Below are 12875 nucleotides of genomic sequence, written 5' to 3'. Positions count from 1 at the left end.
AATATTCAAAGAGGTAATTAAATTTACTTAGTTTTTGTCACGACATTATTACTATTGTGGTTAAATTCCGCAAATGTGGATAAAAATATTATTTATCATACAACTTTTAAGAGTTTTTGTTTGCGATTTTCGTTCTTACTCAGTTATTTAGTATATGGAAAATAAAAATTGGATGGTTTTTAAACTTGCGCCTCAAAAATTCAATGAAGTTTCTAAACTTGTAGATTTAAATGTTGAAACATTGACTGTTTTAACAGAAATTGAAGAAACCCCAAATGATGTTGGCGCAATTTTCTTGAAAAAAACTAATTTAGAAGTACTATTGGAAGAGTACGAAAAATCATTAGATGAAAACATTTAATGTGCTTAGCCACTTTAACATAGCTTAAAAACTACTGTTAAAATTAAAATTTTTGTTATTTAATTAATGAACAACATAATAGATTTGTTTTTTTGATTATAAAACATATTTTTATCAAATAATTAATAAAAAAATAAAATCTAAAATGAAAAACGGTACAGTAAAATTTTTTAATGAGGAAAAAGGCTTTGGCTTTATCAAAGAAGAAAGTGGTTCAGAAATTTTCGTTCACGTAAGTGGACTTATAGATAAAATTGGTGAGAATGATAAAGTAGAATACGAAGTGCAGGAAGGTAAAAAAGGCCTAAATGCAGTAAAAGTAAAACTGGTTTAAAAAATTACCAAAGAAATTAAGCAGACTTTTTTAAGTCTGCTTTTTTTTTGCCCTGATTTTTTGTAAAACATCAATTTGGATAAGTTTTTGTTTAATGATTTCTATACTTAGAAAATGAAAAATTTAAAACTAATAATTCCTGCCTTAGCAGTTTTATTTACTGCATGTAGCCAAAGCCAAAAAGTCGTAGGTTCAAAAGAGGTAATTGATAGCACAAGCACGTCGTTTTCAAATACAAGCAAAAACGATTCTTTAACAGCTGTGATGCACATTGATAACATTGTAAAACAAGGCTCGCCAGTTAAATTGAAATTTACAGTTCTCAATAATTCCGATTCAGCAAAATCATTTTGCAAATGGCATACTCCATTTGAACCTTTTATTAGTAAATATTTAGACATAACTGATGCAAATGGAGTAGATGTTGCATATAAAGGCGCCATGGCTAAAAGGATAATGCCACCACCGGCAGATAGTTATATTTCTGTAAAATCTAAAGATAGTGTTTCAGCAGAAGTTGATTTACTTCAAGCGTATGATTTAAAACCTAGTAATAAATATACGTTAAGCTACAATGGTAGCGGAATGAGTGGTATATCAGCAGCAAACAAAATATCATTCAGTTTTGAGAAATAGGATGATTATTTTATAATTTGATATTCAATCTCAAAAAGCACAGGTTATTTTTCCAAAAAAATGAAATTTATAATGATGTGTGTTTTTCTAGGAATGATTTGTGTTAATTTTTCGTGTAATATATTTAAAGTTAATATTAAGATTCTGTTTTGTTAATAAAAAGATTAAAATGCTGTATAATTAATAAGGCGTTTTTATTATTTTTGGTTATTAAATGGAAAAGCGAAAATCTGAACTAACATCTTTCCTTCAAAAAGTAAAACAACTAAGAGGCTTTGGCGATATGAATTCGTACAAAGTTGTTAACGAGTTTAAAGAAATTGCTGGAGATGTACATGAAGAGAAGCTAAAAAACATTATCGAGGATTTTTCAAAACCTGATACCTACCAAAATGGTAAGGCCAGCTTGATAAAAAATGTAGAATCAGAATTGAAGAAATAACGAGCGCATTATAATCTTCTCCTTAAATAATTACTTTTCTTAATATAATAATGGTTGCCTAAAAACCGATAGGTTACTATTCACGTATCTACTGTTATATCTTAAACTTTAATAAATTACGAAATGAATAGTTTTACAATTGCTGCCATACTTGGCGGACCAGAAATGATAATTTTAGGGATAGCAATACTTCTTTTATTCGGTGGGAAAAAAATACCCGAACTTATGAAAGGTTTAGGTAAAGGCATAAAAGAATTTAAGGACGGACAAGATGGTAAAGATGTTCCGGCTACTGAACCAGTAAAAAAAGTATAAATTATTTTAATAATAACCCTGCAAAGGTTTTGATTCTTTCTAAGCCTTTGCAGGGTTTTTTATATATACCTATTGTATGCTGATTTTCTGTACTTTCCTTTTGTACGACCAATAAAACACAATTGGATATACAAAAAGATTGAAGATTGTGTTTGTAATCAATCCTCCGATAACAACAATGGCTAAAGGTTTTGATGCTTCAGAACCTATTCCTGTTGATAGCGCTGCGGGCATTAAGCCAATTGCAGCCATTAGTGCAGTCATTAACACAGGCCTAAATCTACTCGCAATTCCATCGCGTATAGCATCTGTAAAACTCCAATCTAGATTGTGTTTCAGTTCTACAATATTCGTTTTGAATTTGGTAATTAAAATTACGCCATTCTGTACGCAGATGCCAAAAAGTGCAATAAAACCAATTCCTGCAGAAATGTTAAAGTTTACACCTGTTGCTAAAAGTGCTAATATGCCACCAATCATTGCGAATGGAACATTATTTAAAACTAAAAGCGAATCTTTAATATTTCCGAACAATACAAAAAGTATAAAGAAAATTAATAGCAAACTTACAGGAACAGCCTGCGAAAGTCTGGCAATTGCCCTTTGCTGATTTTCAAAATCTCCCGCCCATTCCAGTTTGTAATCTTTAGGAAGTTTGATAGACTCGTTAACTTTTTTCTGTGCTTCGGCAATTACACTACCCATATCTCTACCTCTAATCGAAAATTTAATTGCACCGTAACGTTTGTGTTTATCTCTGTAAATCATGCTCGGTCCGGTTATTTTCTTTATGGTAGAAATTTCTCCCAATTGAACATTTGAGCCACTTAGAGTTGGTATTCTTAGTCTGCTGATAGAGGTTTCATCATTCCTGAAATCTTCTGGATAACGAATAATTAAATCAAATTTTCGCTCACCTTCAAAAATTTCTGTAGCTGCTTTACCTCCAATTGCCATTTCTATAACGGCATTTGCATCAGCCGTGCTTACTCCGTAAAGCGCCATTTTTTTCTGATCGAGGTTTATTTGCAATTCCGGTTGACCAAGATTTCTTAAAATGCCCAAATCTTCAATACCTTCAACGGTTTTCAAAATCTTTTCAATTTTTTCTTCCTGCTGTTCGATGTATTCAAAATTTTCTCCGAACATTTTCACCACAATAGAACCTTTAACGCCAGAAACGGCTTCTTCAACATTATCAGATATCGGCTGAGAAAAATTTAAGCTGGTGCCTGGAAAACTCTTCAGTTTTTCCTGCATTCTTTCTATAAGCTGCTCTTTAGTCTGCTTGCGCTTCCATTCTTTCCGTGGATAAATATCTACATGAAACTCCATGTTGTAAAAGCCCGTAGCATCGGTACCATCATTCGGACGGCCAGTTTGCGACATAACCTGCTTCACTTCATCGAAGGTTAAGAAAATCTTTCTCATATCGTTAGAAAGTTTCTTTGTTTCGTTTAAGGAAATACTTAGCGGACCAGTAGCACGAACATAAATTGAACCTTCATCTAAACTTGGCAAAAATTCTGTTCCTAAAAATTTGAAACTAAATGCACCAAGTAGCAATACAATCATCGAAATCGAAAAAACTAATCGCTTTTTTCTGAAACAGATATCGAAAAACCTCAGCGTTGCTTTTGTCATCCATTCAAGAAAAATATTGTGTTTTTCTTTTACGTTCTTTTTAAGCAAAACACTTGCTAATGCGGGCACTAAAGTAAAGGTCAAAATCAATGCACCTAAAAGGGCAAAACTTAAAGTCCACGCAAGTGGTGAGAACATTTTGCCTTCAACTTTTTCGAAAGTGAAGATTGGCATTAAGCCAGTTATGATGATTAGTTTAGCAAATAAAATTCCTTTTCCGTTCTCCAAACAAGCTTTTTTGATGGCACCAAGCTTGCTCATTTTGTTAAAGCGTTCCATGCCATATTTATGTGCCCGAGCATCTAAGGCGACAAAAATTCCTTCAACCATTACCACTGCGCCATCAATAATAATCCCAAAATCTATCGCTCCCATTGATAGTAGATTTGCAGGCAGTCCTTTTAGTTTAAGGCAGATAAATGCAAAAAGCAACGCAAGAGGGATGATTATTGAAACGATAAGTGTTGTACGCCAATCGGCCATGAAAAGAAATACGATGAGCGTTACGAAAAGAATACCTTCGAGCATATTGCCCATAACCGTATGTACCGAATAATTAACCAAATCCTCACGATCGTAAAAGGCTTTAATTTTTACATCATCTGGTAAAATATTAGTATTTATTTCGTTAATTTTTTCCTTCAGTCTGGCAATAACATCACTCGGATTTCCGCCTTTTCGCATTACAACAATACCTTCAATAACATCAGGGTCGTTATCACGACCAACCTGTCCAAGTCTTGGCAAGGCAGATTCGGTAACATCGGCAATGGTTTTAACATAAACAGGTGTTCCGTTTACGTTATCAACCACAACATTTCTTATTTCATCAATATTATTTAAAACACCGATGCCACGAACAACATAAGCCTGGCCGCTTTGAACAATTACATCGCCACCAACGTTAATATTGCTTTTAGAAACTGCTTCGAAAAGTTCGGTTGCACTAACGCCATATTGAATTGCTTTTTGAGGATCGACGGTTATTTGGTACGTTTTTACTTCGCCACCAAAACTTACTACATCAGCAATGCCAGAAACTGATAAAAGTTCGCGTTGAATAACCCAATCTTGTAAGGTTTTTAATTCTTTAACTGATTTGATATCGCTGGTTAAAGTATACCTGAAAATCTCTCCCGTTGGTCCGTATGGAGGTTGTACTTCTGGTTTTATCCCATCAGGTAAATCAGCTTCATCCAAATGGTTATTTACCTGAACACGAGCTTCCGCATAATCTACATCATCTTCAAAACTCACTTTTACAATTGATAAACCAAATAGGGAAGAGGAGCGAATGCTGGTTCGTTTTTCGGTTGGATTCATGGCAATTTCCAACGGGCGACTTACAAATTTCTCAACTTCCTCAGCACTTCTTCCGGGCCATTGAGTAATAATGGTTATGTTGGTGTTTGTAACATCAGGAAATGCATCAATTGTTGTGTTTTTGAACGAAAGATAACCTGCTAAAATTAGTACGAACGTTGCAAAAAATATAAAGTATTTGTTTTTCAGCGCAAAGCTGATTATGTTTTTAATGAATTTATTCATTATTCAGAAATCTAAAAGGATAAGATATTATTGAGCTTTAAGCGTTTCGAATAGAAATACTTGTTTAGATGCGATTACGCGTTCTCCGGCATTTAAACCTTTGCTAACGTAAATCTTATCAGCCGTTTTACGTCCAATTTCAATCTCCCGAATGGTTACTTTACCAGTTTTGTCTAAAACTAAAACGTAGTTTTTATTATCATCAAAAATTACCGATCTAGAATTAATAACAGGCAAATCTATTCCGGAACTTGCTGTTACACTTACGGTTCCCAACATTCCGGGTTTCAATAAAAAATCGGGATTTGCAATTACAACTCGAGCATTCAATACCTTGCTATCTTCGTTAACCAGATTATAAATTTTATCAATTTTGCCGATAAATGTTTTTTCAGGATAAGAAAGGGTAGATAATTGTACCTCATCTCCGGTTTTAAGCCTTGAAATGTCTGATTCGTAAACATTAATCATAGCCCAAACATTTGATAAATCGGCAACTGTAAACAAACTTTTATCATTATCTCCACGCAATTGCATGTTATTTGTAACCTGTTTTTCTATTACAAAACCACTAATTGGCGATTTGATTGCATAAAGTCCTGCGCTGTTGCCGCCATTCAACCTTAAAACCGAACCAGCTCTTTTTACTTCTGCCTTCTTAATCTGAAAATCGTTTTTAGCTTCTTCCAATTCTTTTGCTGATGATAATCCACTTTGAAAAAGTTGTTCTGCTTGCTGTAATGAACGTTCTGCATTTTTTAATTCGGCATTAGCCGAGATGTATTCTTTATCAAAGCCAGCCATTTCTGCACTTTTTACGGTTGCCAAAGTTTGTCCGCTTTTAACCTGATCGCCTAAACGTATATTAACCTGACTTACCGTTCCGCTTACCATCGGGAAAAGTTCTGATTTACGCTCTTCGTTAGCCGTAATTTTTGCCGAAAACATGATGTTAGTTTTGTTATTCGCTTGCTGAACGGTATCAATTAATAAACGATTTAGCAAAGAATCGGTAATTGTGAATTTTTCTTTTATAGGCTCGGTTTTGCTCTCGTTGCAAGAGAAACTTACGCCAATTGCCGAAATTAAAAAACAGTAAGAAATGGTTTTATTAATGATTTGCATGTTAATTATTTAAAAATGTTTGAACCGGTAACGTAATTTAATTCTGCTCTCGAACTCATTCTTTCGAACTGTAGCTTATGTAGTTGTAGGGTATTTTGCTTGTAAGAGTCGTATAAATCCAAAAATTCAATTAAACTGACATTTCGTTCTTTAAAGTTTTTTATCAAAGCAGTAATTAACTTGTTAAAATCATTGCTAAAATCCGCATCTATTTCATCTGATAGTTTTTCATTTCTGAGGGCAGTTTTATAACTATTTAAAACTTCATTTTCGAGTAAAATTTGTTGTCGGTTAATTTTTAGGTTCGATTCATCAATCGATAATTTGGCCTTTTTGATTTCGCCCTGATTTCTATTAAAAAGTGGAATTGGGATTTTTAAACCAATACCTGTGTATTTTTCAGGATAGTTTCCTTTATAATCGTAGCTTAAATTGAGCTCAACATCAGGAATTGCCATTGCTTTCTGCAAGCTTAAATTTGCTTCGCTGAGTTGTAAATCAGTTTTTGCAAGCTTTAAATCCGGACGATTGTTTCTAGCAGAATCTAATAATTCGGAAATTGAAATTTTTTCTACTTTGGAAAGTTGATTTTTATTTTCATCAACAACTGGTAGAATTGGCGTTGCGGCAGTTATGCCACAAATTAATTTCAAATCGCGGTAATTATCTTCTAACTCATTAAAAGCATCAACACGTTCGGCTTTTAAACCAATTAACAACGATTTAATTCTGATTAAATCCTTCTGTGCAACATTACCCGATTTATATTGAAGCTCGTAAGCTTTTAATAACTGCGCTGTTGATGTAATTTGCTCATCGAATACCTTAATGGATTGATTGGCGTAATAAGCTTTATAGAAATTATTAGCCAGCTCGAATTTTAAAGTTCGCATAAGCTCGAAATATTCTGCTCCGGCTAACTTTACCCCAAACTGAGCAACTTTTATGTTTTTATTTCGCTTTCCCGCCAATTTGAATAACTGCGAAATTGAACCTGCAAACTGACCAAATTCTGCAGAGGTTTGTAAAAATTTTTTCGTTTCGTGGTTATAAAATAGATTTTCATATTCTAACTGCGGATTGTCAAATAATTTGGCGGTAATAATTTCTGCCTTTGCTTGTTTTATTTGATAATTGCTGACCAACAAATCGTAGTTATTTTCTAAAAACAACGATTGTGCTTTCGAAAGGTCTAATTTTAACGTATCGTTTTGGCTTTTGGCGCTTAGGGAAAATAATCCTAAAAATACAATGAGTAATGCCGAAGTTTTTCTCATGCGGCAAAGCTATTGTTGCGAAATTAAACGCGAATTAAATCGAAATTAAAAGCGGATTAAAGTGTGGGGAGTTTAATTGTAAAGACACAACCATTAGGTAACGCTTGGGATAATTCTATCGTTCCTTTAAAAATTTCTATAATTTTTTGGGTGATGTAAAGTCCCATACCTTCGCCATTTAAACCAAGATTTTTTGCATTACTGTAAAACGGCTTAAAAATATCATTAACCTTATTTATTGATATTCCGGGTCCATTATCTTCAATGTGTATTAGTATTTCTCCGTTTTGATGCTGCAATTTGCAGCTAACTTTCTGGTTTTTAGAAAATTTAAATGCGTTTGAAATTACATTATCAAGCGCAATTCTAATGAGCGTTTCATTCGCAAAAATGGCTAATCCTTTAACATTATTATTTATATCAACTGATAAATTTAACCCTTTTTGAAGCTGCCAATCTGCTTTGATGGAATTTACTAAATCAGCTACCAAAATTTCAGAACGTTGAGCGTGAATCAGCTCCATATCCATTTTTGCCAGAGCCAGTAAACCTGTTATAATGTGTTCCATTTTTTCAGATTCTTCTAACATAGATTGAATGGAATTTTGGTATTCATTTAGGGTTCTATCTTTAGAAAGCGTAAGTTCGGCACTCATAATTACGCTCGTCAGTGGTGTTCTTAACTCATGCGAAGCATTGGCAACAAAGGTTTTTTGCAAAATAAAAGCCTGCTCAAGTTCTTCCATAAGCTGGTTAAAGGTTTTGGCAATTTGATTTATTTCATCATTGTTTGCTTTTTCTTCAACCCTAAATTCCATGTTTTTAGCATCAATTTGCTTCACATCAGCAAGGAATTTATTTAGTGGTTTCAGCATTTTTTCTGCAATCCATCTACTCAGTAATAAAACAAAGGCCGATATTAAGATGAAAACGAAAATCATGATTTTCCATAATTTTGTTAACCTGTTGTGTGAACCTTGATCTTCGGCCGAAGCAAGAATAACGAAATCGCCCTGATTATCTTTGTAATAAATGCCAACAACTTGCCTGGCTCCATCAGTATACTTTAAATGTTTGCGTTTGCGAACAAGTTCTATTGTAGATGTTGTCCAGTATTGAGCAGAATCACCGATAAAAGTAGCTCTGTTTTTGTTGTCGTAAATTCTGGTAACCTCGCCGTTTAATTTCTGCAAATACTTATGGCGAACAGTATTTAATGCATCGCGACTAATTTCATCGGCTTCGAGGTAAAGTTTAGCCGTAACCATTGTTCGGTCTGTAAGTCTTTCGAAAAAATCGGCTTGCAGAAATTTCATGAAAGTAAAATAAACCGTAAACAGTACCGACAACAGAATGGAGGTGCAAATAAGCGTAAAATATAAAGCTATACGGTCTTTAATTTTCATTACTTTAAAATATAGCCCATGTTTATTTTAGTATGAATAAGTTTTCTTTCAAAACCCTTCTCTATTTTTTTTCTCAGGAAGTTGATGTAAACATCTATTACATTTGTTCCGGTTTCAAAATTAATATCCCAGGCTTGTTCTGCTATAAATTGCCTCGAAAGCAAACGATTTGGATTGCGTAAAAAAAGCTCTAGCAGAATAAATTCCTTTGCGCTAAGCTCTATATTTTTTCCTGCTCGTGTTACTTCTTTGCTTGCGGTGTTTAAGCATAAATCATCAAAACAAAGTAGGTTGTCTTTATTAATTTCTGTGGTATTTGAACGCCTTAAAAGTGCAGCAATTCTAGCCAAAAGTTCCTTTAAATGAAAAGGTTTCACCAAATAGTCATCTGCTCCAGATTCCAATCCTGTTACCTTATCATCAACTGTTCCGAGCGCCGTAAGTAATAGGATAGGTGTTTTTATGCCATGCTCGCGAAGTAATTTACAAACCTGCAAACCGTTAATTCCGGGCATCATTACATCAATAATCAGCAAATCGAATTTCTCATCAGCAAAAAGAGCAAATGCGTCGCTACCATTGAAAACACAGCTTGTTGAGTAACCGTTCTCTTCAATTGCTGATTTCAGTAAATCAGCAATTTTAACATCATCTTCTGCTATTCCAATTTTTGGCATAAAACAAAAATAACCATATCATCTTAAAATGAGATTAAATTTGGTTTATTCAACAGAAACCTACTCGATTCTCATTTTTAAATGCAGTTCATACATAACATCGCTAAAAAATAGTTAAGCGGTAATGGCGGGTTTCTTAATCTATAATAAAATTACAAACAGTTCAGGACGGTTCTTTAAATCGATTTAGTTATCTTAACAGCGCCAATTTTTAGCCATAATAAAACAAGTTGATGATTGTTTTTAACTGAAGATTTGCATTTATTTAGATTTGCAATTTTAACCAAATAACTAAGCAGTTTAACCAAAATTAAAACCTATTCCTATACACAAGTATGAGCACAATCAAACTAAAATTATTTAAGCCACTTTTATTTTTGTTATCAGTTTTTTCGAGCATACTTACAACAAATGCAGGCGAAATTGTAAATCTTAAGTGCGAACATTTAATAAATCCTATTGGTATTGACAACCCAAACCCACGTTTATCATGGATGATGGAAGACAGTAGAAAAGGAGCTGTTCAACTTGCTTATCGAATTATAGTTGGTACAGATTCTTTGCAGCTTAAAAGTAAAATGAATGTTCAGTGGGATACTGAAAAAGTAAATTCAGGAAATAGTTTGATTATTTATAAAGGAAGGGCTTTAGCACCATTTACCAAATATTTCTGGAGGGTTGAAGTTTTAGATAAAGATAACAAGTTGGTGCTTTCAAAAATTTCGAGTTTTGAAACCGGAATGATGGGTGCAGAGAATTGGAAAGGAACCTGGATTAGCGATAGAAGCGATATAAATACTCGTCCGGCGCCGTATTTTAGAAGAGTTTTCGAGCCTGCAAAACAAATAAAATCTGCAAGGGCATACATTGTTGCTTCTGGTTTGTACGAACTTTATTTAAATGGAGAAAAGGTTGGTAATCATCGTTTAGACCCAATGTACACCCGTTTTGATAGAAGAAATTTATATGTTACTTATGATGTAACTAAAAACCTTCAACAAGGGAAAAATGCAGTTGGCGTTATCTTGGGGAATGGTTGGTATAATCATCAGGCTATGGCTGTATGGAATTTTGATAAAGCACCTTGGAGAGCCAGACCAGCTTTTTGTTTGGATTTAAGAATAACTTATACCGATGGTACGACGGAAACAGTAACTTCTGGTAGCGATTGGAAAACAAGTTTTGGCCCAATCATTTCTAATAATATTTACACAGCCGAACATTACGACGCCAGATTGGTACAAAAGGGATGGAATAAAGCTGATTTTGATGATTCAAAATGGCGAGGAATAAACCTGAGAGCAACGCCTTCAAAAAATATTGTTTCTCAAACCATGCATCCAATTCGTAATGTTGAGGAAATAAAAGTTAAAAGCATTCGTAAGTTTGATGATACGACTTACTTATATGATTTAGGCAGAAATATTGCCGGTGTAAGTAAAATAAAAGTTTCTGGCCCGAAAGGAACCATAATTAAGCTTAAACATGCCGAACGTTTGCATACCAACGGACGAGCAGATTTATCAAATATCGATGTTTATTATCGCCCAAAAGATAATACCGACCCTTTCCAAACGGATATTTTTATTTTAAACGGAGATGGTGAAGAAGAATTTATGCCTTTGTTTAATTACAAAGGATTTCAATATGTTGAGGTTACCGCCAGCAATCCGATAAAACTAGAAGAAAAAAATCTGATGGCTTATTTTATGCATAGCGATGTGCCTGCAACCGGGAAAATTTCATCTTCAAATCCATTAATTGATAAAATTTGGTGGGCAACCAATAATTCTTATTTATCTAATTTGTTTGGTTTCCCTACAGATTGTCCCCAACGAGAAAAAAACGGCTGGACAGGAGATGGTCATTTCGCCATAGAAACCGGATTGTACAATTTCGATGCAGTAACGGTTTACGAAAAGTGGTTGGGTGACCATAGGGATGAGCAACAACCAAACGGTGTTTTACCAGATATTATTCCAACTGGTGGTTGGGGTTATGGCACTGCAAATGGTACAGACTGGACAAGTACCATCGCAATAATTCCGTGGAATATTTATATGTTTTATGGCGATACAAAAGCACTTGCTGATAATTACAAAAACATAAAGCAGTATGTTAACTACGTAAATAATATTAGTAAAGATGGTTTAACAACTTTTGGTAGGGGCGATTGGGTTCCTGTTAAATCTACTTCAAATTTAGAATATACTTCATCAATTTATTTTTATGTTGATGCTGACATTTTAGCCAAAACAGCCAAATTATTTAACAATCAAAACGATTATCTCGTTTACAGTGCTTTGGCTAAAAAGATTAAAAAAGCTATAAACGCTAAATATTTCAATGCTGAAACAGTTAGTTATGGTTCTGGCGTTCAAACAGAGTTAAGTATGGCTTTGCAGTGGAATATTGTTGATGAGCAGTATCGTTCAAAATTAGCCGAAAATCTTGCAAAAAGAGTTGCTGCTGACGGTATGCACATTGATGTTGGGGTTTTAGGTGCAAAGGCAGTTTTAAATGCTTTAAGTGATAACGGACAAGCAGAAACCGCTTATAAACTGGCTGCACAAGATACTTACCCAGGTTGGGGATGGTGGATTGTTAACGGTGCAACCACACTTCACGAAAATTGGGATATGCAGGCAACACGAGATATTTCTGATAACCACATGATGTTTGGAGAAATTGGTGGCTGGTTTTTTAAAGGAATTGGTGGTATTAAGATAGATGAAAAGCAACCTGGCTTTAAAAATATTTTACTTCAACCAAATTTTGTAGAAAGTTTAGAGCATTTCACGGCAAGCCATGAAAGTCCATACGGTACAATTTTGTCTTCCTGGAATAGGAATAAAAATAGTGTAAGGTACGATGTTAAAATTCCTGCAAACTCAACTGCAAGTTTAGATATTCCTGCATTATCTGGTAAAAAGATTTATTTAAACGGAAAAGTAGTTAGCAATAAACAAGAATTACCTGCCGGAAGTTATTCCTTCGATATAAAATAGGCAGCATCACTAATACATGATGTCATCCTGAGCTTGTCGAAGGTCTTGTTAATATTCATTAAAGGGCGTTTCGACAAGCTCAACGTGACATACGAAAGGATG

11 protein-coding genes are annotated in these 12875 nt (G+C 34.1%); 6 read left to right on the top strand and 5 right to left on the bottom strand.

Annotation, left to right across the window (positions count from 1 at the left end; all coding sequences use genetic code 11):
* Window positions 1–154: 154 nt before the first annotated feature.
* The 5 genes from ACO05K_RS09380 (at window position 155) to tatA (ending at window position 2088) form a co-directional block, all read left to right on the top strand.
* Window positions 155–361: a hypothetical protein gene (locus ACO05K_RS09380; protein WP_421944181.1), complete on the top strand. Its 207-nt coding sequence runs from the start codon at window positions 155–157 to the stop codon at window positions 359–361.
* Between the two features lie 145 nt (window positions 362–506).
* Window positions 507–695 (top strand): cold-shock protein, encoded by a 189-nt coding sequence (locus tag ACO05K_RS09375; protein WP_290244052.1) that lies wholly within the window; start codon window positions 507–509, stop codon window positions 693–695.
* A gap of 114 nt (window positions 696–809) precedes the next feature.
* The gene (locus ACO05K_RS09370; protein ID WP_421944180.1) at window positions 810–1331 is read left to right on the top strand and encodes a protease; all 522 of its coding nucleotides are present in this window, start codon (window positions 810–812) and stop codon (window positions 1329–1331) included.
* Window positions 1332–1545: 214 nt separating this feature from the next.
* Complete coding sequence (locus ACO05K_RS09365) at window positions 1546–1773, top strand: hypothetical protein (RefSeq protein ID WP_421944179.1); 228 nt, start codon at window positions 1546–1548, stop codon at window positions 1771–1773.
* A gap of 123 nt (window positions 1774–1896) precedes the next feature.
* Window positions 1897–2088, top strand: coding sequence for a twin-arginine translocase TatA/TatE family subunit (tatA, locus tag ACO05K_RS09360; RefSeq protein WP_421944178.1), 192 nt, complete (start codon window positions 1897–1899; stop codon window positions 2086–2088).
* A 69-nt stretch (window positions 2089–2157) separates the two neighbouring features.
* Here the strand turns inward: tatA and ACO05K_RS09355 are convergent, their stop codons facing one another.
* The 5 genes from ACO05K_RS09355 to ACO05K_RS09335 all read right to left on the bottom strand — a co-directional run bounded on the left by ACO05K_RS09355 (window position 2158) and on the right by ACO05K_RS09335 (window position 9765).
* On the bottom strand, window positions 2158–5280 hold the full coding sequence (locus ACO05K_RS09355; protein WP_421944177.1) for an efflux RND transporter permease subunit: 3123 nt from the start codon (window positions 5278–5280) through the stop codon (window positions 2158–2160).
* 27 nt (window positions 5281–5307) lie between these two features.
* Window positions 5308–6405, bottom strand: coding sequence for an efflux RND transporter periplasmic adaptor subunit (locus ACO05K_RS09350; RefSeq protein ID WP_421944176.1), 1098 nt, complete (start codon window positions 6403–6405; stop codon window positions 5308–5310).
* Window positions 6406–6410: 5 nt separating this feature from the next.
* The gene (locus tag ACO05K_RS09345; RefSeq protein ID WP_421944175.1) at window positions 6411–7682 is read right to left on the bottom strand and encodes a TolC family protein; all 1272 of its coding nucleotides are present in this window, start codon (window positions 7680–7682) and stop codon (window positions 6411–6413) included.
* A 56-nt stretch (window positions 7683–7738) separates the two neighbouring features.
* Complete coding sequence (locus ACO05K_RS09340) at window positions 7739–8998, bottom strand: ATP-binding protein (protein WP_421944174.1); 1260 nt, start codon at window positions 8996–8998, stop codon at window positions 7739–7741.
* A gap of 89 nt (window positions 8999–9087) precedes the next feature.
* Window positions 9088–9765 carry a response regulator transcription factor gene (locus ACO05K_RS09335; RefSeq protein ID WP_421944173.1) on the bottom strand — a complete coding sequence of 226 codons (678 nt, stop codon included), beginning with the start codon at window positions 9763–9765 and terminating at the stop codon, window positions 9088–9090.
* A 335-nt stretch (window positions 9766–10100) separates the two neighbouring features.
* On the opposite strand from ACO05K_RS09335, the gene ACO05K_RS09330 reads away from it, so the two are divergent.
* Window positions 10101–12773, top strand: coding sequence for a family 78 glycoside hydrolase catalytic domain (locus tag ACO05K_RS09330; RefSeq protein WP_421944172.1), 2673 nt, complete (start codon window positions 10101–10103; stop codon window positions 12771–12773).
* Window positions 12774–12875 lie beyond the last annotated feature (102 nt).

It is taken from the genome of Pedobacter sp. (genome assembly GCF_965227205.1).
In the GTDB taxonomy this organism is placed as follows: domain Bacteria; phylum Bacteroidota; class Bacteroidia; order Sphingobacteriales; family Sphingobacteriaceae; genus Pedobacter.
Note: the sequence above shows the minus strand (reverse complement) of the source record. Positions and strands in the feature narration are given on the sequence as shown.